Source organism: Marilutibacter penaei, assembly GCF_014145395.1.
Classification (GTDB): Bacteria; Pseudomonadota; Gammaproteobacteria; order Xanthomonadales; family Xanthomonadaceae; genus Marilutibacter; species Marilutibacter penaei.
In genome coordinates this window covers 380,462-401,439 of record NZ_JACHTE010000002.1, presented here as the reverse complement: position 1 = coordinate 401,439, position 20,978 = coordinate 380,462, and the positions used below count along the sequence as shown (strand labels likewise).

24 protein-coding genes are annotated in these 20,978 nt (G+C 70.1%); 6 read left to right on the top strand and 18 right to left on the bottom strand.

What is annotated here, in order from left to right; all coding sequences use genetic code 11:
* The first annotated feature begins 71 nt into the window (after positions 1–71).
* Complete coding sequence (locus H4F99_RS04125; RefSeq protein ID WP_182668443.1) at positions 72–968, top strand: mechanosensitive ion channel family protein; 897 nt, start codon at positions 72–74, stop codon at positions 966–968.
* A gap of 27 nt (positions 969–995) precedes the next feature.
* On the opposite strand, the gene orn is transcribed toward H4F99_RS04125, so the two are convergent.
* Positions 996–1,580 (bottom strand): oligoribonuclease, encoded by a 585-nt coding sequence (gene orn, locus H4F99_RS04120; RefSeq protein WP_182668442.1) that lies wholly within the window; start codon positions 1,578–1,580, stop codon positions 996–998.
* A gap of 61 nt (positions 1,581–1,641) precedes the next feature.
* On the opposite strand from orn, the gene H4F99_RS04115 reads away from it, so the two are divergent.
* Positions 1,642–2,121, top strand: a complete 480-nt coding sequence (locus tag H4F99_RS04115; RefSeq protein ID WP_182668441.1) for a DUF2721 domain-containing protein — start codon at positions 1,642–1,644, stop codon at positions 2,119–2,121.
* A 9-nt stretch (positions 2,122–2,130) separates the two neighbouring features.
* Here H4F99_RS04115 and fdxA read toward each other — a convergent pair whose 3' ends face one another.
* The gene (gene fdxA, locus H4F99_RS04110; RefSeq protein ID WP_182668440.1) at positions 2,131–2,457 is read right to left on the bottom strand and encodes a ferredoxin FdxA; all 327 of its coding nucleotides are present in this window, start codon (positions 2,455–2,457) and stop codon (positions 2,131–2,133) included.
* Between the two features lie 116 nt (positions 2,458–2,573).
* Between fdxA and H4F99_RS04105 the strand changes: the two genes are divergently transcribed.
* Together H4F99_RS04105 and H4F99_RS04100 are read left to right on the top strand one after the other, a co-directional pair.
* Positions 2,574–3,233 carry a GntR family transcriptional regulator gene (locus H4F99_RS04105; RefSeq protein ID WP_220481017.1) on the top strand — a complete coding sequence of 220 codons (660 nt, stop codon included), beginning with the start codon at positions 2,574–2,576 and terminating at the stop codon, positions 3,231–3,233.
* A gap of 52 nt (positions 3,234–3,285) precedes the next feature.
* Positions 3,286–3,975: a nitroreductase family protein gene (locus H4F99_RS04100; RefSeq protein ID WP_246371226.1), complete on the top strand. Its 690-nt coding sequence runs from the start codon at positions 3,286–3,288 to the stop codon at positions 3,973–3,975.
* Positions 3,976–3,981: 6 nt separating this feature from the next.
* On the opposite strand, the gene tadA is transcribed toward H4F99_RS04100, so the two are convergent.
* The 6 genes from tadA to folD form a co-directional block, all read right to left on the bottom strand.
* Positions 3,982–4,470, bottom strand: a complete 489-nt coding sequence (gene tadA / locus H4F99_RS04095) for a tRNA adenosine(34) deaminase TadA (protein ID WP_182668438.1) — start codon at positions 4,468–4,470, stop codon at positions 3,982–3,984.
* On the bottom strand, positions 4,467–5,474 hold the full coding sequence (locus H4F99_RS04090) for an alpha/beta fold hydrolase (protein WP_182668437.1): 1,008 nt from the start codon (positions 5,472–5,474) through the stop codon (positions 4,467–4,469). The genes tadA and H4F99_RS04090 overlap by 4 nt, the downstream gene beginning before the upstream one ends.
* Before the next feature lie 18 nt (positions 5,475–5,492).
* Entirely contained in the window at positions 5,493–7,073 is a 1,581-nt protein-coding gene (gene guaA, locus H4F99_RS04085; RefSeq protein WP_182668436.1) for a glutamine-hydrolyzing GMP synthase, read from the bottom strand.
* Positions 7,070–7,378: a DUF3082 domain-containing protein gene (locus H4F99_RS04080; RefSeq protein WP_182668435.1), complete on the bottom strand. Its 309-nt coding sequence runs from the start codon at positions 7,376–7,378 to the stop codon at positions 7,070–7,072. The genes guaA and H4F99_RS04080 overlap by 4 nt, the downstream gene beginning before the upstream one ends.
* Before the next feature lie 12 nt (positions 7,379–7,390).
* Positions 7,391–8,848: an IMP dehydrogenase gene (gene guaB / locus H4F99_RS04075; protein ID WP_182668434.1), complete on the bottom strand. Its 1,458-nt coding sequence runs from the start codon at positions 8,846–8,848 to the stop codon at positions 7,391–7,393.
* Positions 8,849–8,981: 133 nt separating this feature from the next.
* On the bottom strand, positions 8,982–9,857 hold the full coding sequence (folD, locus tag H4F99_RS04070; RefSeq protein WP_182668433.1) for a bifunctional methylenetetrahydrofolate dehydrogenase/methenyltetrahydrofolate cyclohydrolase FolD: 876 nt from the start codon (positions 9,855–9,857) through the stop codon (positions 8,982–8,984).
* Positions 9,858–9,917: 60 nt separating this feature from the next.
* Between folD and H4F99_RS04065 the strand changes: the two genes are divergently transcribed.
* Positions 9,918–10,253 carry a DUF1244 domain-containing protein gene (locus H4F99_RS04065; protein ID WP_425487986.1) on the top strand — a complete coding sequence of 112 codons (336 nt, stop codon included), beginning with the start codon at positions 9,918–9,920 and terminating at the stop codon, positions 10,251–10,253.
* Positions 10,246–11,040 (top strand): alpha/beta hydrolase, encoded by a 795-nt coding sequence (locus H4F99_RS04060; RefSeq protein WP_182668431.1) that lies wholly within the window; start codon positions 10,246–10,248, stop codon positions 11,038–11,040. Before H4F99_RS04065 ends, H4F99_RS04060 begins: the two co-directional genes overlap by 8 nt.
* Before the next feature lie 15 nt (positions 11,041–11,055).
* Here the strand turns inward: H4F99_RS04060 and H4F99_RS04055 are convergent, their stop codons facing one another.
* From H4F99_RS04055 to H4F99_RS04010, 10 genes are all read right to left on the bottom strand, one after another.
* On the bottom strand, positions 11,056–12,063 hold the full coding sequence (locus tag H4F99_RS04055) for a DUF2272 domain-containing protein (protein ID WP_182668430.1): 1,008 nt from the start codon (positions 12,061–12,063) through the stop codon (positions 11,056–11,058).
* A 61-nt stretch (positions 12,064–12,124) separates the two neighbouring features.
* On the bottom strand, positions 12,125–13,252 hold the full coding sequence (moeB, locus tag H4F99_RS04050) for a molybdopterin-synthase adenylyltransferase MoeB (protein WP_182668429.1): 1,128 nt from the start codon (positions 13,250–13,252) through the stop codon (positions 12,125–12,127).
* A gap of 24 nt (positions 13,253–13,276) precedes the next feature.
* Positions 13,277–14,491: a molybdopterin molybdotransferase MoeA gene (locus tag H4F99_RS04045; protein WP_182668428.1), complete on the bottom strand. Its 1,215-nt coding sequence runs from the start codon at positions 14,489–14,491 to the stop codon at positions 13,277–13,279.
* Positions 14,488–15,090: a molybdenum cofactor guanylyltransferase gene (gene mobA, locus H4F99_RS04040; protein WP_182668427.1), complete on the bottom strand. Its 603-nt coding sequence runs from the start codon at positions 15,088–15,090 to the stop codon at positions 14,488–14,490. Before mobA ends, H4F99_RS04045 begins: the two co-directional genes overlap by 4 nt.
* A gap of 303 nt (positions 15,091–15,393) precedes the next feature.
* The gene (locus H4F99_RS04035) at positions 15,394–15,705 is read right to left on the bottom strand and encodes a hypothetical protein (RefSeq protein WP_246371225.1); all 312 of its coding nucleotides are present in this window, start codon (positions 15,703–15,705) and stop codon (positions 15,394–15,396) included.
* A gap of 117 nt (positions 15,706–15,822) precedes the next feature.
* A complete protein-coding gene (gene der, locus H4F99_RS04030; RefSeq protein WP_182668426.1) occupies positions 15,823–17,223 on the bottom strand; it encodes a ribosome biogenesis GTPase Der in 1,401 nt (466 codons plus the stop codon).
* Between the two features lie 140 nt (positions 17,224–17,363).
* Positions 17,364–18,554, bottom strand: a complete 1,191-nt coding sequence (gene bamB / locus H4F99_RS04025; RefSeq protein ID WP_182668425.1) for an outer membrane protein assembly factor BamB — start codon at positions 18,552–18,554, stop codon at positions 17,364–17,366.
* The gene (locus H4F99_RS04020) at positions 18,554–19,186 is read right to left on the bottom strand and encodes a YfgM family protein (RefSeq protein ID WP_182668424.1); all 633 of its coding nucleotides are present in this window, start codon (positions 19,184–19,186) and stop codon (positions 18,554–18,556) included. The genes bamB and H4F99_RS04020 overlap by 1 nt, the downstream gene beginning before the upstream one ends.
* A gap of 121 nt (positions 19,187–19,307) precedes the next feature.
* On the bottom strand, positions 19,308–20,147 hold the full coding sequence (locus H4F99_RS04015; RefSeq protein ID WP_182668423.1) for a helix-turn-helix domain-containing protein: 840 nt from the start codon (positions 20,145–20,147) through the stop codon (positions 19,308–19,310).
* The gene (locus tag H4F99_RS04010) at positions 20,144–20,914 is read right to left on the bottom strand and encodes a tetratricopeptide repeat protein (protein ID WP_182668422.1); all 771 of its coding nucleotides are present in this window, start codon (positions 20,912–20,914) and stop codon (positions 20,144–20,146) included. Before H4F99_RS04010 ends, H4F99_RS04015 begins: the two co-directional genes overlap by 4 nt.
* Positions 20,915–20,978 lie beyond the last annotated feature (64 nt).

Genomic DNA, 20,978 nt, shown 5'->3' with positions numbered 1-20,978 from the left:
ACTGAGCAAAACGAAGCCCCGCCCGATGCGGGGCTTCGCATTTTCAAGCGAACCGCAAACGGAGTACCGGCATGGACTGGTGGAACGAGATCGAATCGATGAACCTGGGCGAGCTGCTCGCCACCTGGGGCCTGAAGGTGCTCGGCGCGCTGGTGGTGTTCATCATCGGCATGCGCATCGTCAAGTGGATCGCCAACCTGGCCGAGCGCGGACTCACCCGTGCCCAGGTCGAACCCACCGCGGTGATGTTCCTGCGCAAGGTCGCCTACGTCGCCTTGCTGGTGCTGCTGGCACTGACCGCACTGAGCATCCTCGGCGTGCCCATGACCTCCGCGTTCGCCCTGCTCGGCGCCGCCGGCCTCGCGGTCGGCCTCGCACTGAAGGACTCGCTGTCGAACATCGCCTCCGGCGTGATGCTGGTGACGCTGAAGCCGTTCAAGGTCGGCGACGTGGTCACCATCAATGGCGAGACCGGCAAGGTCGAGTCGATCAGCATCTTCCAGACCCGGCTGCGCGGCCCCGACAACCAGACCATCGTGCTGCCGAATGCGCTGATCACCAACGATTCGATCATCAACCTGACGCCGGACGTGATGCGCCGCATCGAACTGGTGATCGGCATCGCCTACGACGCCGACATCGACGCCGCGCGGAAGATCGCGCTCGACATCATGACGGGCGACCCGCGCGTGCTCGACGAGCCGGCACCGGACGTGCTCGTCTACGAACTGGCCGACAGCAGCGTGAACCTGGGCGTCCGCTGCCACGTGGGCAATGCCGACTACTTCGTCGCCAAGTGCGAGATCACCGAGTGGATCAAGAAGGGCTTCGACCAGGCCGGCATCGGCATCCCGTTCCCGCAGCGCGACGTGCACATGTACCACCACGTCGACGGCCAGGTGCTGGAGGGTGCCCCCCTGCCCGCTTCGGTCCAGGCAAGGCTGCCGGGGCGCGACGGGGCGGATTGAACCCCTCCCCGCCGGTGCGGCCGCGCCTCAGCCGGTGGGGCCGCTCGCGGGCGTGCCGGACAGGGCCCCCATGAACGCGCGGTAGTGGCGCAGCTCCTCGATGGAGTCGCGCACGTCGCTCAATGCGGTATGCCGTGCCTGCTTGTTCACCCCCGCGAGCACCGAAGGCGCCCAGCGCCGCGCCAGCTCCTTGATCGTGCTGACGTCGAGGTTGCGGTAGTGGAAGTGGCGCTCCAGTCGCGGCATCAACCGGTGCAGGAAGCGACGGTCCTGGCAGATGGAATTGCCGCACATCGGCGACGCACCGGCCGGGACCCACTCCTGGAGGAACTCCAGCGTTCGGGACTCCGCGGTGCCCATGTCGACATCGCTGTCGAGGACCCGCTGCCACAGGCCTGAACCGCCGTGCTGGCGCCGGTTCCAGTCGTCCATCGCCTGCAGGCACTCGAGCGGGTGGTGGATCGCCAGCTCGGGCCCTTCCGCGAGGATGGCCAGGTCCGCGTCGGTCACCACGGTGGCGATCTCCAGGATCGAATCGCCGTCGGTGTCCAGCCCGGTCATTTCCAGGTCGATCCAGATGAGCCGGTCGCCCTTCCCCGTTCGTGTCGCCATGTCTCGCCGCTGGTGGAGTATCGGGGCATGATAGCGGCAAGCCCGCCATCGCGTACCGCCCATGCTCCAGGACGCCGCCGCCCACTACACCATCCTCACCGCGATGCTCGCCCCGGCGTTCTTCCTGACCGCGACGGCTTCGTTGCTGATGTCGGCGAACGCCCGGCTGGCGCGCGTGATCGACCGCGCGCGGACCCTGCTGGACGAGCTCGAACAGGCGTCCGACGAACAGGAACTGAGCCGCATCGAGAGCCAGATCGCGATCCAGCGCCGTCGCAGCCGCATCACCCTGTATGGCGGCCAGCTGCTGTACATCGCCGTCAGCTGCTTCGTCGGCACCAGCCTGACCGTCGCGGCGGACGCCTTCCTCGGCTACCGCTTCGTGTCCGCGCCCACGATCCTCGCCGCCCTCGGGGTGACCATGCTGCTCGCGGCGAGCGTACTGCTCGCGTACGAGTCGACCCTGGCGGTGCGCGTCATCAACGACGAGATGGACCATGGACACGCGCGCGCAACGGCGCGTCGCGCACGCAACCGCTGAACCCGCCGCCTACAGCGGACGACCGAACACGACCTCGAACTTGCCGGGACGGCCGGCCCACTCGTCCGCGTCCGCGGGCGGCTCGCCCTTGCGGGTGATCACGGGCGCGAGCGACGCCTGTTCACGAGCGAAGCCGACCCAGCGTTCGAGGTCGTCCTCGCCGTCGCGCCGGATGGCCTCGACCGGGCACTCCGGTTCACAAACGCCGCAATCGATGCAGGCCTCCGGGTCGATGACCAGCATCGCCTCCAGCTCATGGAAGCAGTCCACCGGGCAGACGTCCACGCAGTCCATGTATTTGCAGCGGATGCAGTTGTCGGTGACGACGTAGGTCATGGCGATCGACTGTTGATTGTCGGCTTATATTGTCTGACAATCATTCCCGAATGCAAGCACGCCGCGAACCCGCGAATGCCCCTTTTCCGGACCCGGACCCCGTCCGGCGCGAGGGCGTGCGCTCGACCATTGACACCGTCGTCGAAGCCGTGACCGACGCGATCCGGGACGGCCACGTCGTCCCTGGCCAGCGCCTGGTGGAACAGGAGTTCGCGCGGCGCATCGGCGTCTCCCGGTCTTCGGTGCGGGAGGCCTTCCAACGCCTCGCCGCGGATGGCCTGCTTGTCGCGGTACCGAACCGCGGCGTGACCGTACGACAACTCTCGCGACAGGAAGTCGACCATCTGTTCGACATCCGTGCCGCGCTGGAGACGCTCTCGGTCAGACGCGCCGTCCCGGTACTGGGCGCCAACCCCGCGCCGCTGCGCGAGCTCCTGCAATGCATGGACGCTGCGGTCGACGCGGGCCTTACGCGTCGCTACTCGGACCTCAACCGCGCTTTCCACGGGCTGTTCGCCCAGGCCGCGGGCAATCCCCAACTGTCCGTCCTGCTCGAGCGCATGGGACACACGATCTACGCGTTGCAGTTCCGCCTGATGATCGAACCGCGCGAGGTCCTCGACACACATGAACAGCATCGCCGACTCGTCGCGGCCGTGTTGGACGGTGATGCGGACGCCGCGGAAGCTACGATCCGCGCCCATCTGGAGTCCACCCGGCGGCTGATCCAGGCCTTGCCGGACCACCACTTCGCAGGGCCTGCCACGCCGCCCTGACAATCCCACGCTGTGCACGGTACCCAGCCATCACCACCGGACGGACACGCCCTTGAACGCCACCGCCACCCAGGACTACCAGCCCATCCCCCTGCCGGATTACCGTGAACTGCCGCTCGAGCAGATGCGCGCGAACGCCGAAGCGTTCCACGCCAGCCTCCGCACCCGCCATACCGTGCGTGACTTCGACAGCCGGCCGGTCCCCCGCGACATCATCGAAACCTGCCTGCGCACCGCGGGCACCGCACCGAACGGCGCCAACCACCAGCCGTGGCATTTCTGCGTGATCGGTGACGCGGTGAAGAAGCAGCAGATCCGGGCCGCTGCGGAAGAGGAAGAGCGCGCCTTCTACGCCGGCAAGGCGGGCGAGGAATGGCTCGCCGCACTGAGGCCGCTGGGCACGGATGCGGAGAAACCCTTCCTGGAGGAAGCCCCCTGGTTGATCTGCATCTTCGGTGAGCGGAAGAGCGTCTCAGCCGACGGCGTGCTGCGCAAGAACTATTACGTCCCGGAGTCCGTCAGCATTGCGACCGGTTTCCTGATCGCGGCACTGCACCAGGCAGGCCTTGCCACCCTCACGCATACGCCCAACCCGATGGGCTTCCTCAACGAAATCTGCGAGCGCCCGGCGCACGACAAGGCCTACATCCTGCTGGTCGTGGGCTATCCGAAGGCCGGTGCGACGATCCCCCGGCACGCCATCGAGAAGCGACCGCTGGACGAGATCGCCACCTTCTACTGAGCGTGCTCAGCCGTCGCGCGGCCGCGCCCGCTTGGCGCGGAAGTACGCCGTGAGTCGCGCACCGGCCTCATCGCCCAGCACGCCACCGGTCACGTCGACGCGGTGGTTGTGGCGCGGGTCGGCCAACAGGTCGAACACACTGCCCGCGGCCCCGGTCTTGGGGTCCGTTGCACCGTAGACCACGCGTGCGACGCGGGCATGGACCATCGCCATCGCGCACATCGCGCAGGGCTCGAGCGTTACGTACAGCGTGCTGCCCAGCAGGCGATGGTTGCCCAGGCGCATGCCCGCCTGGCGCATCGCGACGATCTCGGCATGCGCGGTCGGGTCGTGTTCGGTGATATTGCGGTTCCAGCCCTCGCCCAGGACGTCGCCCTCGGCCGAGACCAGCACGGCCCCCACCGGAATCTCGTCGTCCTCGCGCTCGGCGCGGGCGGCCAGCGCCAGCGCGTGCTGCATCCAGCGTTCGTCGACCGTGGCAGGCGTCGACATCATCGAGGCGCGGCGTCCAGGGCCTTCAGCAGCGCGGGATGGAACACCTCCGGTGCTTCCACCTGCGGCGAATGGCCCAGCCCGGGGAACTCGACCAGCGTCGCGCCGGGGATCGCGTCCGCCGCCTCGCGACCGAGGCGCGGGTAGTCGCCGAGGGTGGCGGCCACATCGGGCGGTGCGCGGTTCGCGCCCGGTGCGGTCCGGTCCTTGCCGCCGATCATCAGCACCGTCGGCACCCGCAGGACCGGGAACTCATGCACCACCGGCTGCGCGTACAGCATGTCGGTGGCCTGCGCCTGGTTCCAGGCCACGATGTCCCCGCCCGGGCCGGCGTACATGCCGGCCAGCATGTCGACCCAGCGCTGGTACTCGGGTTTCCAGTCGCCGTTGTAGTAGAAGCGCGCCTGGTAGGCCTTGATCGATTCGTGGGTGGTGCGCTTCTCGCCCTCGAACAGCGCATCGAGGGTCGCGTACGGCACGCCCTTCGCCTGCCAGTCCTCCAGGCCGATCGGGTTGACCAGCACCAGGCGTTCGACGCGGTCCGGATGGTCGAGTGCAAACCGGGTCGCGAGCATGCCGCCCATCGAATGGCCGATGACGACCGCCCGCCCCACGCCGGCGGCATCGAGCAGCGCGGCGGTGTTGTGGGCGAGTTGGTGGAAGCTGAACTGGTAACCGCGCGGCTTGCTCGACTTGCAGAACCCGACCTGGTCCGGCGCGATCACCCGGAAACCGGCACCCGTGAGCACCGCGATGGTCGCCTCCCACGTCGCGCCGCAAAAATTCTTGCCGTGCAGCAGCACCGCGGTGCGGCCGTTCGGCGGCGCCGTCGGCGCCACGTCCATGTAGGCCATTTCCAGCGCCTGGCCCTGCGACCTGAAGCCGAACAGCTTCACCGGGTGCGGGTACTCGAAGCCTTCCAGCCGGGCCCCGTAGGCAGGGGCGGCATCGGCCTGGGCGGACAGCGTGCCGACGACGGCCAGCACGATCGGGGCAAGCCATTTCATGTCAGTCTCCGCGGGACGTCATTCCCACTCGATGGTGGCCGGCGGCTTCCCGCTGATGTCGTATACGACGCGCGACACGCCACGCAGCTCGTTGATGATCCGGTTCGAAACCCGGCCGAGGAACTCGTACGGCAGGTGCGCCCAGTGCGCGGTCATGAAATCGATGGTCTCGACCGCGCGCAGCGCGATCACCCACTCGTAGGCGCGGGCGTCACCGACGACGCCGACCGACTTCACCGGCAGGAACACCGCGAAGGCCTGGCTGGTCTTGTCGTATAGACCGGCTTTGCGCAGCTCCTCGATGTAGATGTGGTCGGCCTTAGCCAGCAGCTCGGCGTACTCCCGCTTGACCTCACCGAGGATGCGCACGCCCAGGCCGGGGCCCGGGAACGGATGGCGGTAGACCATGGACTCGGGCAGGCCGAGTTCGACGCCCAGGCGCCGCACCTCGTCCTTGAACAGCTCGCGCAGCGGCTCGACCAGGCCGAGCTTCATGTGCTCCGGCAGGCCGCCGACGTTATGGTGGCTCTTGATGACGTGCGCCTTGCCGGTCTTGCTGCCGGCCGACTCGATCACGTCGGGGTAGATGGTGCCCTGCGCCAGCCACTTGGCGTTCTTCAGCTTGTTCGACTCTTCCTCGAAGATCTCGACGAACAGGTTGCCGATGATCTTGCGCTTGGCCTCGGGGTCGGCGACGCCTTCCAGCGCCTTGAAGTAGCGGTCGGCCGCATCGACGCGGATCACCTTGACGCCCATGTGCTCGGCGAACATCGCCATCACCTGGTCGCCCTCGTTCCAGCGCAGCAGGCCGGTGTCGACGAACACGCAGGTCAGCTGGGTGCCGATGGCCTTGTGCAGCAGCGCCGCCACGACCGAGGAATCGACGCCACCTGACAGGCCGAGGATGACCTCGTCGTCGCCGACCCGCTCACGCACGCGGGCGATCTGGTCCTCGATGATATGCGCCGGCGTCCACAGGGTCTGGCAGCCGCAGATCTCGGTGACGAAGCGGCGCAACAGGGTCTGGCCCTGCTTGGTGTGCGTCACTTCGGGGTGGAACTGCACGCCGTACCAGCGCTTCTCCTCCAGCGCCATCGCCGCGACCGGGATGCGGTCGGTGGTGGCGGTGACGGTCCAGCCCGGCGGCGCCGTGGCGACGTGGTCGCCGTGGCTCATCCAGACATCGATGCGCGCTTCGCCCGGGTGGTCGCTCAACCCACCCAGCAGCGCGTCGTGCGCGACCAGCTGCACTTCCGCATGGCCGAACTCGCGCGCATCCGCGGCCTCGGTCGAACCCCCCAGCTGCGCGGCCAGGGTCTGCATGCCGTAGCAGATGCCGAGGATCGGCAGGCCGGCATCGAAGACCTCCTGCGGCGCCCGCGGCGCGCCTTCGAGCGTCGTCGACTCCGGACCGCCCGACAGGATGATGCCCTTCGCGCCCCAGGCCGCGATCTCGGCCGGGTCGTGGTCCCAGGCCCAGATCTCGCAGTAGACGCCGATCTCGCGGATGCGGCGTGCGATCAGCTGCGTGTACTGCGCGCCGAAGTCGAGGATCAGGATCTTGTCGGAATGGATGTCCGCGTGCGGCAGGTTGCTCATGCTTCTTTCTTCTTGATGGCGCTTGCGACGAGGTGGAAGGCGGCGCCGGTGCACAGGCCGATCGGCAGCGTCCAGAGCACGACGGCCATGGCCGCCGTCACGGGGTCTTCCACCGAGATGCCCGGCTTGCCGGCGAACTGCGCCTGCATGTCGCGCTGCATGAAATAGACGAACAGGGCGCAGAACCCGGCGGCGCCGACGCCCGCGCTCACGATCCGCTGCCAGGCGCGCGGGAACAGCAGGCCGACGGCGGCGCTGACCACGAAGGGCGTGGCGATCGCCATCATCCAGACCAGCTTGTCCACCGCCGCGCCTCCTCAGCCCGCCCGGTAGTTCGGCGGTTCCTTGGTGATCTGCACGTCGTGGACGTGGCTCTCGCGGCTGCCGGCGTTGGTCACGCGCACGAAGCTCGGCCCCTTGCGCATGGCCTCGATGGTCGCGCAGCCCACGTAGCCCATGGTCGCGCGCAGGCCACCGGCAAGCTGGTGGACCACGCCGCCCAGCGGGCCGCGGTACGGCACGCGCCCCTCGATGCCCTCGGGCACCAGCTTGTCGGCATCGGACGCGTCCTGGAAGTAGCGGTCCTTGGACCCCTTCTCCATCGCGCCCAGGCTGCCCATGCCGCGATAGCTCTTGTAGCTGCGGCCCTGGAACAGCTCCACTTCGCCCGGTGCTTCCTCGGTGCCGGCGAACAGGCCACCGATCATCACGCTGGACGCGCCGGCGACGATCGCCTTGCCGATGTCGCCCGAGTAGCGGATGCCGCCATCGGCGATCAGCGGGATGCGGTCCTGCAGCGCCTCGGCGACCATTGCGACCGCGGTGACCTGAGGCACGCCGACGCCGGCGACGATGCGGGTGGTGCAGATCGAACCCGGGCCGACGCCGACCTTCACCGCGTCCGCGCCGTGGTCCATCAGGGCCAGCGCGGCGTCACCAGTGACGATGTTGCCGCCGATCACCTGCAGCTGCGGGAAGGTCTTCTTGACCCACTGCACGCGTTCCAGCACGCCCTGCGAATGGCCATGCGCGGTGTCGACCACCACCACGTCCACGCCAGCGGCGGCCAGCGCCTCGACGCGCGCCTCGGTGTCGCCGCCCACGCCGACCGCGGCGCCGACCAGCAGGCGCTCGCTGCTGTCATACGCGGCGTTCGGGTTGTCGCGCTTCTTCTGGATGTCCTTGACGGTGATCAGGCCGCGCAGCTGGAAGCCGTCGTTGACCACCAGCACCTTCTCGATGCGGTGCTTGTGCAGCAGCTCCAGCACTTCCTCGTCGGAGGCACCCTCGCCCACCGTGACCAGCTTGTCCTGCTTGGTCATGATGTGGCGGACCGGGTCGTCGAGCTTCTTCTCGAAGCGCATGTCGCGGCTGGTGACGATGCCGACCAGCTGGCCGCCGTCCACCACCGGCACGCCGGAGATATTGCGCGCGCGGGTCAGGTTGAGCACCTCGCCGATCGTGGTGTTCGGCCCGACGGTGAAGGGCTCCTTGATAACGCCGGCCTCGAAGGTCTTGACCTGCGCGACCTGGGCCGCCTGGGCCTCGGCGCTCATGTTCTTGTGGACGATGCTCATGCCGCCCAGCTGCGCCATCGCGATGGCGAGGCGGGCTTCGCTGACGGTGTCCATCGCCGCCGACACGATCGGCAGGCGGATGGTCAGGTCGCGGGTGAGGCGGGTGGAGAGCGAGACGTCCTTGGGCAGGACGTTGGAATGCGCCGGTACGAGCGAGACGTCGTCGTAGGTGAGCGCTTCAGCCTGGATACGCAGCATGGGCGGGCCCGGGGAGGATGAAGCGCGTCATTGTACCCCGGTTCGGCCCCGTTCAGTGGCCTGCCGGTGGCGCCGGAGCGTCCCGTGGCCGGGATGCCGGGCGCGCGTTCAGCCGGCGGTGGGGCGTCCGGCCTCAGTCGGCGGCTTCGGCCGCCTCGAGGGTGTTCTGCATCAGCGTGGCGACCGTCATCGGCCCGACGCCGCCAGGTACCGGGGTGATCCAGCTGGCACGGGACACCGCCGCGGCGAAGCCGACGTCGCCGACCAGGCGGCCGTCGTCCAGGCGGTTGATGCCGACGTCGATCACCACCGCGCCCGGCTTGACCCACTCGCCCGGGATCAGGCCCGGCCGGCCGACCGCGACCACCAGGATGTCGGCATTGCGGACCGACTGCTCCAGCACCGCGGGCGGGGTGAACTTGTGGCAGCTGGTCACCGTGCAGCCGGCGATCAGCAGTTCCAGCGCCATCGGCCGGCCGACGTGGTTGGACACGCCGACGATGGTCGCGCTCTGGCCACGCACCGGCCGGTCGGTGTAGGCCAGCAGCGTGGTGATGCCGCGCGGCGTGCAGGGCCGCAGGCCGAACTCGCGCAGCGCCAGGTGGCCGACGTTCTCCGGGTGGAAGCCATCGACGTCCTTGCGCGGATCGATGCGCTTGATCAGCTCGCGCGCGTCGCGGCGGTCCGGCAGCGGCAGCTGCAGCAGGATGCCGTGGATCGCCGGATCCGCGTTGAGGCGGTCGATCAGCGCCAGCAGCTCGGCGTCGGTGGTCGAGGCCGGCAGGTCGTGGTCGATCGCTCGGATGCCCACCTTCTCCGCCGCGCGCCGCTTGTTGCGCACGTAAACCGACGACGCCGGGTCGTCGCCGACGAGGATCACCGCCAGCCCAGGGCGCGACCGGCCCGCGGCGAGGCGGGCGTCGACCTGCGCTTTCAGCGCGTCCAGCAGGTCCTCGGCGATGCGCTTGCCGTCGAGGATGCGGGCGGGCGTGGCGGTGGCGTCGGTCATGCGGGGTCCGGGAGGCTGCGCTAGAGTCGGGGCGGTGCATTATCCCCCATCCGGCCACGCATGGCCGCCCGCGCGCGGAGCCCCGCCATGAACGAGATCGACCACGAGACCCTGCACCTGGAAGCCGCGGTGTTCCGGCGCCTGCGCGAGCACCTGCTCGACGCGCGTCCGGATGTGCAGAACATCGACCTGATGATCCTCGCCGGCTTCTGCCGCAACTGCCTCGCCGACTGGTACCGCGAGGCCGCCGAGGCGCGCGGCATCGCCATGACGAAGGACGAAGCCCGCGAAGCCGTCTATGGCCGGCCGTTCGCCGAGTGGAAGGCCGAGCACCAGCGCGAGGCCACCCCGGAACAGCTGGCCGCCTTCGAGGCCGCGCGCAAGGCGCATGGCTGAGTCCGCGCGCGGCGGCCGGATCGTCGCGCTCGGCCTGCTCGCCTTCGCGTTGCTGGGCTACGCGGCGGTCTGCGCGTTCCTTTACCTGAAGCAGCGCGAGCTGGTGTATTTCCCGCAGGTGACGAAGGTCGAGGCGACCCGCACCGACTTCGCGCTGGAGAACGACGGCGAGGTGCTGCGCGGCTGGGTGGTGAACCCGGGCCAGCCGCGCGCCCTGCTCTACTTCGGCGGCAATGCCGAGGCCATCCAGCTCAACCGCGAGGCCTTCGCCGACTGGTTCCCGGGCCATACCGTCTACCTGCTGGCCTACCGTGGCTACGGCGCCAGCAGCGGCGCGCCCGACGAAGACGCGCTGGTCTCCGATGCGTTGGCCCTGCACGCCCACGCCGCCCGCCGCCACGCGGGAATCGACGTCATCGGCCGCAGCCTCGGCAGTGGTGTGGCCGCGCAGCTGGCGGCGCGGCGACCGGTGGACCGGCTGGCGCTGGTCACCCCGTTCGACAGCCTCGTCGCCACCGCGGCCGGCCACTACCCGTGGGTGCCCGTACGCGGGCTGATGCGCGACCGCTTCGATTCGGCGGGGGCCCTGGCGACGCACGCCGGGCCGGTGCTGGTCATCCGCGGTGAGCGCGACACCCTGGTGCCGCCGCCCCGCACGCAGGCGCTGGTCGAGGCCCTGCCATCGCCGCCCCTCGAAGTGGTCCTGCGCGACGCCGGCCACAACGGGTTCGACGGCCGTCCGGAATACCGGCAGGCGCTGCAGGCCTTCCTCGGTCCCGTCGACTGAGTCGACCGGGCCGGCTCAGTCGCCCCCGCCGACCGGCGTGCCCGCCGGGCAGCGCGGCACCCCGGAACCGACCACGCAATGCACGCAGCACTGCTGCTGCGGCGGGCGCTGCTGCCAGGTCTCCGGCGGCGGGGTCAGCATCGGCAGTCCCGGCTTCAACTTCAGCAGGGCCACCCAGTTCTGCGCGTTGAAGCTGCAGGCCTGGGGATTGGCCGGCATGCAGGCGGTGCCGCGCACGTACGGCAGGTTCCAGAAGCGGCCGGCGCGGTTCACCGGCAGCATCCGCAGCGTCACGCTGTGCAGCACGTTGCCTCCGACCAGCGAGGCGACGCCATTGGAGACATCCACCACCGCGTCGCAATGCATGGGCAGCGAGGTGTCGGGATTGCGCGCGAACCAGGCCTGCATCCCGGCGAAGCCATTGATCGTCGCCGCGCCACGGGTGTAGCACAGCAGGTCCCCGACCGCCGGTGCGCCGTTCTCCGGGTCGACCATCACGTAGGGGCTGTCGGCATTGCGCCACGCGTCGCGCACATAGTCGACGTGACTGGGCGAGGCACGGAAGCCCGGCACGCCCGACTGCACCATCACGTAGGAAATAAAGGCCGCCGACCACGGCGTGTCGATCAGGAAGCTCCGGCAGTTCGGGTTGGCGTAGCTGTCATTGGTGGCGTAGGCGCAGGTGCCGGCACCGGCACGCGCGGACACCGCGCCGAGCAGGCCGCTGCCGCGCCAGTAGTCGACGACGCGTTTCCAGGCCGGTGTCATGTCGTCGGACAGCCGGGAGGCCTCCATCTCCATGAGGCCGGCGTTGACCAGGCGGCCCTCGGTGTCGATGAAGGGTTCGTACCAGAGCCGGTTCTCGCGGCAGGCCACGGCCGCGATGCGCGCGGGCAGGTCGCGCGCCTGCATCGGGTCCTGGATCCGGCAACCGGCGGCCTGCGCCTGCACCGGCACGATGCCCAGCGGCAATGCCAAGCACAGCGCCAGCACGATCAGGATGCCTCGTCGTCTCGCCTGCATGCCCCGCTCCCCGTTCTGATGGGGCCATCGTGGCAAGCCGGGTGTGGTGGCGCGGTGAGCGTCAGCCGCCGGCGCAGAACGCCGCGTAGTCGATGTAGCCCGGGAACGGCCGGCCCGGCGCGCACACCGGGCAGTCCGGGTCGGCGCCCAGGCGCGTCTCGCGGAAGCGCATGGACAGCGCATCGACCTGCAGCAGCCGCCCGCGCAGCGGTTCGCCGATGCCGAGCAGCAGCTTCAGCGCCTCGGTGGCCTGGACCAGGCCGACCAGGCCCGGCAGCACGCCGAGCACGCCCGCCTCGGCGCAGTTGGGCGCGGCCTCGGCGGGTGGCGGCTCCGGAAACAGGCAGCGGTAGCACGGCGCCTCGCCGCGGTGCCGGCCGGCGTCGAACACGCTGGCCTGCCCTTCGAAGCGGTGGACCGCGCCGTATACCAGCGGCGTGCCGAGCTTCACGCAGGCGTCGTTGAGCAGGTAGCGCACCGGGAAGTTATCGGCGCCGTCGATCACCAGGTCGGCGCCCTCGAGCAGGCGCTCGACGTTGGCGGCGGTGATGCGTTCGGGGAAGGCCTCGACCCGGGTCGACGGGTTCAGCGCGTTCAGCGCGATGCGCGCCGACTCGACCTTGGCCGTGCCGATCCGCGCCTCGGTGTGCAGGATCTGCCGCTGCAGGTTGCTGCGGTCGACCATGTCGTCGTCGGCCAGCACCAGGGTGCCGACGCCGGCGGCGGCCAGGTAGAACGCGGCCGGCGAGCCCAGCCCGCCCGCACCGACCATGGCGATGCGGGCGGCCTGCAGGCGGCGCTGGCCGGCCTCGGCGACCTCGGGCAGGCGCAGGTGGCGCGAATAGCGCTCGTAAAAGTCGGCGTTGGCCTCGTCGCGGACCAGCGGCAGGCCCTCGTCGCGCCAGCGCTCGGTGCCGCCCTCGACCGAGGCGACCCGCGCGTAGCCGGCCGCCCGCAGCGCCTCGGCCGCCTTCAGCGAACGGCCGCCCATCTGGCAGATCAGCATCACCGGGGCCTCGCGGTCCGGCAGCGCAGCGGTGGGGTCGGCCTCCAGCGTCTCGCGGACGATGCCCAGCGCCCCTTCGGCGGCCCCGGCCGCGCGTTCGTGCGACGCGCGCACGTCGACCAGGACGGTGCCGGCGCGCTGGCGGCGCAGCGCCTCGGCCGGCGGGATGCGTTCGATCTCCATGCGGGGATTATCGCGCTGCAAGGGCTACAGCGGCAGCACCTCGACCACGTCGCCTTCGGCCAGGGTGCACGGGCCCTCGGGCAGCACGATCAGGGCGTTGGCCTCGGCCACCGCGCGCAGGCGGTGCGAGGCGGTCGCGGGGTTGGGGTCGGCGCGCAACGCGCCGTCGGCGTCGCTGTCGAGCCACGCGCGCATGAACTCCAGGCGCGGATGGCGCTTGACGATGGACGCCGACAGCCGTGCACGCCAGCGCGGGCGGGCCTCGCGGCGCCCCTGCAGGGCATCGACCAGCGGCTGGCCCAGCGCCCGCCAGGTGGCTAGCACCGACACCGGGTTGCCCGGCAGGCCGAGGAAGCGGCACCGGTCGAGGCTGCCGAACAGCACCGGCATGCCCGGCTTCATCCGCACCTTCCAGAAATGCACCTGGCCGAAACGCTCCAGCACCCCGGGGATGTGGTCCTTCTCCCCTGCCGAGACCGCGCCGCAGGTGATCACCAGATCGAACGCGCAAGCGGCGTCGCGCAGGGCGACCTCGACCGCGCGCGGGTCGTCGGGCAGCCGCGGCCAAGCGGTGGGCTCCAGTCCATCGGCGCGCAGCAGGCCCATCAGCAGTTCGCGGTTGCTGTCGTAGATCTGGCCGGGCGCGAGCGCGAGGCCCGGCTCGATCAGCTCGTCGCCGGTGGTGAATACCGCAACGGTCGGCCGCCGCGCCACCGGCAGCCGGTCCAGTCCCAGCGACGCCGCCAGCGAGACCCGCGCCGGGGTCAGCAGGTCGCCAGCCCGCAGCACGCGGTCGCCGGGCATGACGTCCTCGCCGGCGCGGCGGACGTGGCGCCCGGCGGCGGTTTCGAGCGGCACCGTCACCCGGTCGCCCTCGACCGTCGCGTCCTCCTTGATGACCACGGTGTCGGCGCCGGCCGGCATGGGCGCGCCGGTGGTGATGCGCAGGCAGGCGCCCTCGCCGACCGCCTGCCCGGTCGCGGGCCCGGCGAACTGTTCGCCGGCCAGCCGCAACACGCCCCCCGCGGCGGCGATGTCGGCCTGCCGCAGGGCGAAACCGTCCATCGCACTGTTGTCGAAGGGCGGCAGCGCCATCGGTGCGTCGATATCGGCCTGCAGCACGCGCCCATGGCAGCGCGCCAGCGGCAGGTGTTCGGTGTCGAGCCGGTGCGCGGCGGCGACCTGGTGGAGGATCGACAGGGCCTCGTCGAGGCCGATCCGCATCGGGGCTGGGGTCATGGGCGGGGCGTGACGCCGGCCGCGGCCAGGTCGTCGAAGGTGTTCAGGTTGCCCAAGCGTACGCCGTCGAGCCGGACCGCGGCCATGCCCATGCGGGCCTGCAGGCGGTGGATGGCGTGGTCACCGGCGGCCAGTGCGTCGCGCGCGGCCGCGCGCAGCGCGTCGACCCGCCACAGCGCGACCAGCGGTTGCGGGCCGTCGTCGTCGACGGCATGCGCACCCGGCCCCTCGCCCGCGGCGGCATGCAACCGCGACGGCAGGTCGGCGGGGACGTCGAGCAGGTCGACCGGTAGGGTGAACAGCCAGCGGGTGTCGCAGGCCGCTGCGAGCGCGTCGAGGCCGGCCAGTGGCCCGACATCACCGGCGACGCGGTCGGCGACGACCGTGAGCCCGGCGTCTTCAAAGCGGTCCAGGCCCTGGTTCGCACTGACGAGGGTGGCCGCCACGCCGTCCTGGAACCGTCGCCGCAGCCGCAGCACCTGCGCCTCGCCCGCCCGCTCCAGCCAGGCCTTGTCCAACCCGCCCAAGCGCGTGGCCCGCCCCCCGGCCAGCAGGCCGAGGGTGAGGTCCTCATCCAGTGGGCGAGCCGATCCGGTCATCGTCTGTAGGCGCAAGCATTGTTCGGAGGGATGGGTCGGGTGTGCCCAAGCGGAACCGTACGCGGCATGGATGCCGCGTCCGAGCCCCCAAGGACGGGTTTACGGCGCGTTCCGCTTGGGCATGCCCGACCCGTCCAGCCCGTGCCGTTCGCACCGCTTGGCAGACAGGACGGCATCCGCGCCGATCCTACCCACCGTCTCCCTGGAAATTGCGCAAGCGTCCACGGATCGGAGGCCGGATATCGCCAGAATCAGCCGGAGCGGAGAATCGGCTTCGGCCCGGGCGGGTTCGCCGGCGTCACGCTATCCCAGTGACGGATCGTCGATCTGGATGGTCGCGTACCGTTCGCGCGCACCGCGGGCGATCTTGCAGGTCACCGCCACGTCATTGCCGTTGACCCGGAGCTTCCCCTCCACGTACAGGACATTGCTCCTGTCGTAGTAGCGGGAGGTCCACTGGTACGGGGTGACGCCTGCCGCGATGTATCGGGCCTCGGCCTCGGACTTGCACCAAGGCACCAGTTCGCTCGCCTGGTTGAAGACGAGTTCCTGGTAGTACTGGGCGCCCACCGGGAACGTGAGTACCGAAAGCGCCATTGCCGTGATGAGTCGCATCGTTGCCTCCTTGTGATGCCTGACAGCGGGTTCCACTTGGATACACCCGATATACCCGATCGGCCCGGCAGGTGCCACGTGCCTGGCTTCACGGACCGGCCGGTCCGCCCGATGTTCCTACTTCCGCCCCTTCACATGCCGCATCAGGCGACGCTTGCGCGCCACCTGGCGGTCGGACAGCGGGTTCTTCTTGCCCTCGTACGGATTGCTGCCTTCCTTGAAGATGAAACGCACCGGCGTGCCCACCAGCTTGAAACGCTTGCGGAAGAAATTCTCCAGATAACGCTTGTAGGTGTCGGTCAGCGTCCGCAGGCGCGTCCCATGGATCACGAACGTCGGCGGATTGGTCCCGGACGGATGGCCGAAGCGCAACTTCGCCACGTGTCCCCGCACCGTCGCCGGCGGGTTGCTCGTGTACGCCGCCTCCAGCGCATTGTTGACCTCGGTCGTGCCGAACACCCGCGTCGCCGATGCATGTGCCCGGTGGATCGCGCGGAACAGCTCGCGCAGGCCGGACCCATGCTTCGCACTGATCCGCACCGCCTCCGCCCAGCTGACGAAGCCCAGCTTTCGGACCAGCATCGCCTCGGCCTGCTCGCGCTGGTAGTCGGTCAGCCCGTCCCACTTGTTGACCGCCACCACCAGCGCACGGCCCGCGTCCAGCGCCAGCGCCAGCACCGTCGCGTCCTGGTCGGTCACGCCTTCCGACGCATCCAGCATGACCACCGCGACCTGGCACTGCTCGATGGCCTGCAGGGTCTTGATGATCGAGAACTTCTCGACCGCTTCGTCGACCTTGGACTTGCGGCGCACGCCGGCGGTATCGACCAGCCGGTATGGACGGCCGTCGCGCTCCATGTCGATCGCCACCGAGTCGCGCGTGGTACCCGGCACGTCGGATGCGATCATCCGCTCCTCGCCCAGCAGGCGGTTCACCAGCGTCGACTTGCCGACATTGGGGCGACCGATGAAGGCCACGCGCACCCGCTCGGGGTCGTCGTCCAGCTCGACCCGGCTGCCCGCTTCCGGCAGGCGCTCGAGCACCTCGTCGATCAGGTCGTCGATGCCGCGCCGGTGGGCCGAGGACACGTCCACCGCATCGCTGAAGCCGTAGCGGGCGAACTCGTTCAGGGCCGCCTGGCTGTCGAGGCCATCGGTCTTGTTGACGACCAGCAGGGTCGGCCGCGCGGCCTTGCGCAGCCAGGCCAGGATCTCGTCGTCCAGCGCCGACGCGCCTTCGCGGCCATCGACCACGAACAGGACGAGGTCTGCCTCCTCCGCGGCGGCGCGTGCCTGCCGCGTGGTGGCGCCGACCAAGCCTTCGTCCTCGCCGGCAATGCCGCCGGTATCGACCACCGCGAAGGCCTGCCGCCCTTCCGGCCGGCAGACGCCGTAATGGCGGTCACGGGTGACGCCGGGTTCGTCGTGCACCAGCGCGTCGCGCGTGCGGGTGAGCACGTTGAACAGCGTGGATTTTCCGACGTTGGGACGGCCGACCAGGGCGACGAGGGGCAGCATGGGGATGACTCGGTTCAGCGGGAAAGCCGGCGCGCGGCCGGGGTGCAGAAAGACACGACGGCCGGCGGGCGCGGGGCCCGCCGACCGTGGCAGTGTGGATCAAAGCCGGTGGCGGCGCACGCAGGCGCCGCCGGGACGGTTCAGCGCAGTACGTAGGCCGACAGCTTGCCGTCGACGTTCTGCGCCAGCAGGATGCCGTCGGACACGATCAGGGCCGCCTTCAGCGCATCGCCGCCGACGCGCGTGCGCGCGGCGAACTCGCCGTTGTCGAGCTTCATCCAGTGCAGGTAGCCGTCGTAGTCGCCGACCACCGCGTAGTCGCCCTGGACGACCGGGGCGGTCGGGCTGCGGCGGGTCAGCGCCGGCTGCTGCCAGTAGGAGCCGCCGGTGCGCTTGTCCAGCGCGAACACGCTGCCGCTCGCGGCCGAGACCAGCAGGCGGTCGCTCGCGACGCCCAATCGTCCGGCACCGCCCTCCTCGGACGCCCACATCGGGCGGCCGCTGGGGCCATCGATCGCGATGGTCCGGCCTTCGAAGCTGGTCGCATAGACGACCTGCCCCTCGAGGACGGGCGTGCCATCGACATCGGCCATGCGGTCCAGCTCGGTGCGGCCGTCCTGCTGGCCTACCGCCTGCTCCCAGACCGGGCGACCATCGGCGGCGGACAGCGCGGACACGGTCCCGTCGTCATTGCCGACGAAGATGAAACCCGGCCCGATCAGGGGGGCGTCGTTCCCGCGGACCGACAGGGGGGGCACGGTGTGGTTCCAGAACCAGCGACGCTGGCCGGTCGTGGCATCCAGTGCGGTGATGCGGTTGTCGTTCGAGCGCACGTACACCATGCCCTGCCCGATGGCCGGCGCGGCGATGACCTCATTGCCCACCTCGGCCTGCCAGCGCTCGGCGCCGGTCTCCGCGTCGAGCGCGATGATGTGGCCTTCCAGACTGCCGACCACCACCAGTCCGTCGCCCGCGCCCGGCCCGCCACTGAGGCGGAGCTCGCTGTCGTAGTGCCACAGGGTCCGTCCGGTCTGCAGGTCCAGCGCACGCACGCCGCCCTCCACGGCCGCCGCGTACACGCGTCCGTCCGCGACGACCGGCCCCTGGCCCGCACCGATGCGGCCCTCGCCCTTGCCGACATTGACCGACCAGAGCTCGGACACCGTCTGGCTGGGGGCGAACTCGGTCAGTTCGAACGGCTCGTTCGGCTTGACCTTGCCGCCACCGAACCAGCCCTTGACGGTGGAACAGCCGGCCAGCGCGAGCACGCAGCACGCCACCACGGCGCCGCGCGCCAGCGTCGGGAAGATGCGATTGGGGGCTGGATTCATCAGGACTGGGCCTCGTCGTCTCCGGCGGGCGTGCCGCCGACTTCGGAAAGTTTGAGTTCAAGCATGCGGCGCATGGGCGAACCGACGTCCATCTTGGCCAGCGCGGCTTCGTAGGAGGTCCGGGCCGCGTCGGTTTCGCCCAGCGCGTACTCGGCGTCGCCGCGGACCTCGAGGGCATTCGCATCCTCGGCATCGACGAGCAGCGCCTTGGCTTCAGCGGCCTGTTCGGTCTGGATCAGCAGGCGGGCGATGCGCAGGTCGATCACCGCCTGCAGGGCGGCGTCTCCGGATTGGGCATCCCGCAGGCTGGCGATGGCGGCCTCGAAGTCGCCCGCTTCCGCCTGCGACTTGGCCAGCTGGAGGGTCGCGAGGGTGGAGAGCACGCCAGGCTCGAGGGCCTGCGTGCGGGTGGCGGCATCGTCGTCGCCGGCCTCGATGGCTTCCGTGGCGGCGTTATAGCGGTCGGCTTCGGCATATTGCTTCTGCAGGCTGTCGCGCTCGTACCATTTCCAGCCACCGATGGCGGCGAGCCCGAGCGCCACGCCCCCGAACAATCCCAGCGCGTTGCTGCGGAGCCATTGTTGGACGCGCTCGCCCTGTTCGTGTTCGTCGAGGATGTCGTCGATTGCCATGAAGATTCAGCTACCTGCACAGTCGATGGAGCCCGCGACCGACCACGGCCGGTGCCGGCGTCCTGTACCTGGTCGCGAGGACCAGCGGAGGGGGTTCAAACCGGAACGGAACCGGCCTGGATCACTCCGAGGCCGGCACCACGGAACCGTCAGAGGATAGCTTAAAGCGCGCCACCGTGCCTCGGCTGAACGCCTCCAGGTCAACGGTCTCCCCGCCCGCGCGGACGTCGACCGCCGCCGCATTCCCCAGCTTGACGCTCGCGACGCGACCGGGCTCGAAGCGACGCTCTTCGCCCGCGGCCAGCAGGCCCTTCTCGATGCTCTTGCCATCCGCATCGGACAGTTCCACCCAGCTCTCGTCGTTGAAGCGCAGGACAAGGGCCTTGTCTTCCGGGACCGGCGCCGCACGCGGCGTCATCGACGCCACCACGGGCGTACGCCGCGCTACGGGCTGCGGGGACTGCACGTCCGGCGCAGCCGTATCCGCCACGCCCTCCGGCAGCGCGAGATCGTCCGGGACTTCGAGCGACTGGGTGGCCGGCGCCTTGCGACTGAGGTGCGGGGTGGTCACGAACCAGGCCGGTACCGCCAGGGTCAGTGTCAGCACGATATAGACAGCGCGCATGCCGGCCTGCTCCAGCACCCGCCTGTAGCGCGGCACGTGCGTATGGCTGACGAGTTCGGGCGGCGCAACGGGGGCCAGGCCGGCCGCCACGCAGGCATCGATATCCAGGTCGTCGAGCTTCAGCAGGCGCGCGTAACTGCGCAACTGCCCGCGTACGAAGATGGGTGCGCCGAGAACCTCCCAGTCATCCTTTTCCAGGCTTTCCACGACGCGCGCCGGCATCTTGAGGCGCGCCGCGACGTCCTCACGGCTCAGTCCGGCCGCTTCCCGGGCCACCCTGAGCCGGTTGCCGCAACCCGCGACCGTTTCGGATTCGCTTGGGTTCAACTGCTTCATGGTCTACCACTCTCCCCCGTTCCGGAGTCCGCTGCCGCGGGAAACTCCGTCTTCAACCTTTGAACATAGCGGTCAGAGGCCGCCTTGTCGCCGAGTGCCAGCTCAATCTGTGACGCAAGCATCAGCGCGTGCGGATCCGCTGCGGCGGCTGCGAGGCGCCGCTGCGAGAATGCGCGCGCCTTGAACGGGTCGCCCGCCCGGTATGCGCGCTCCGCCATCATGCCCAGCGCCACCGGGTTGTCGGGGTCGGCCTGCAGGGCCGCCTGCAGGTAGAGGTCGGCCCGTGCGGTATCACCGGCCTTGTCGGCGCACGCGCCGGCGTTGGCCATCGCGAAGGCGGGCGTCTGGTAGCCAGGGTCGGCCAGCGCCCGGTCGAACCATTGCAACGATTCGGCGGCCCGCCCCGGCTGCTGGCACATCCAGCTTCCGTAGTTGTTGAAGCTGCTGCCGCGCGGGTAGCTCTCGGTCGCGGCGAGCAGGTGTTCGCCCACGCGCTCCGGGTGGCCCAGTCGCGTCTCCACGACGGCCATCAGGCGATGGGCCGGCGCCGACTGCGGATCGATCTCGAGGGCCGCGCGACCGGCATCGGAGGCCGCCTGCAGGTCGCCCGCGTCCAGGGCCTGCTGGCCCTGCCGGGCCAGGATCAGGGCGCGGGAGCTCTGTCGGCCCCCATGGTATTCGGCGACTTCGTAGTCGGGCGCGACCTGGCGATAGTCGCCGTCGCTGAGGTCGGGACGGACGAAGGTGAGCCGGCTGCATCCACTCACCAGCACCGCCACGGCCACGCACAACCAGAATGAATGCAGGAGCCACCGCTCCCGGGGGGGGGTA

Bases quoted from the DNA above. Each gene is read 5' to 3' on its own strand.
- H4F99_RS04125 (WP_182668443.1), top strand. From the start codon at position 72: ATGGACTGGTGGAACGAGATCGAATCGATGAACCTGGGCGAGCTGCTC.
- orn (WP_182668442.1), bottom strand. From the start codon at position 1,580: ATGGCGACACGAACGGGGAAGGGCGACCGGCTCATCTGGATCGACCTG.
- H4F99_RS04115 (WP_182668441.1), top strand. From the start codon at position 1,642: ATGCTCCAGGACGCCGCCGCCCACTACACCATCCTCACCGCGATGCTC.
- fdxA (WP_182668440.1), bottom strand. From the start codon at position 2,457: ATGACCTACGTCGTCACCGACAACTGCATCCGCTGCAAATACATGGAC.
- tadA (WP_182668438.1), bottom strand. From the start codon at position 4,470: ATGATGTCGACGCCTGCCACGGTCGACGAACGCTGGATGCAGCACGCG.
- H4F99_RS04090 (WP_182668437.1), bottom strand. From the start codon at position 5,474: ATGAAATGGCTTGCCCCGATCGTGCTGGCCGTCGTCGGCACGCTGTCC.
- guaA (WP_182668436.1), bottom strand. From the start codon at position 7,073: ATGAGCAACCTGCCGCACGCGGACATCCATTCCGACAAGATCCTGATC.
- guaB (WP_182668434.1), bottom strand. From the start codon at position 8,848: ATGCTGCGTATCCAGGCTGAAGCGCTCACCTACGACGACGTCTCGCTC.
- folD (WP_182668433.1), bottom strand. From the start codon at position 9,857: ATGACCGACGCCACCGCCACGCCCGCCCGCATCCTCGACGGCAAGCGC.
- H4F99_RS04065 (WP_425487986.1), top strand. From the start codon at position 9,918: ATGGCCGCCCGCGCGCGGAGCCCCGCCATGAACGAGATCGACCACGAG.
- H4F99_RS04060 (WP_182668431.1), top strand. From the start codon at position 10,246: ATGGCTGAGTCCGCGCGCGGCGGCCGGATCGTCGCGCTCGGCCTGCTC.
- H4F99_RS04055 (WP_182668430.1), bottom strand. From the start codon at position 12,063: ATGCAGGCGAGACGACGAGGCATCCTGATCGTGCTGGCGCTGTGCTTG.
- moeB (WP_182668429.1), bottom strand. From the start codon at position 13,252: ATGGAGATCGAACGCATCCCGCCGGCCGAGGCGCTGCGCCGCCAGCGC.
- H4F99_RS04045 (WP_182668428.1), bottom strand. From the start codon at position 14,491: ATGACCCCAGCCCCGATGCGGATCGGCCTCGACGAGGCCCTGTCGATC.
- mobA (WP_182668427.1), bottom strand. From the start codon at position 15,090: ATGACCGGATCGGCTCGCCCACTGGATGAGGACCTCACCCTCGGCCTG.
- H4F99_RS04035 (WP_246371225.1), bottom strand. From the start codon at position 15,705: ATGCGACTCATCACGGCAATGGCGCTTTCGGTACTCACGTTCCCGGTG.
- der (WP_182668426.1), bottom strand. From the start codon at position 17,223: ATGCTGCCCCTCGTCGCCCTGGTCGGCCGTCCCAACGTCGGAAAATCC.
- bamB (WP_182668425.1), bottom strand. From the start codon at position 18,554: ATGAATCCAGCCCCCAATCGCATCTTCCCGACGCTGGCGCGCGGCGCC.
- H4F99_RS04020 (WP_182668424.1), bottom strand. From the start codon at position 19,186: ATGGCAATCGACGACATCCTCGACGAACACGAACAGGGCGAGCGCGTC.
- H4F99_RS04015 (WP_182668423.1), bottom strand. From the start codon at position 20,147: ATGAAGCAGTTGAACCCAAGCGAATCCGAAACGGTCGCGGGTTGCGGC.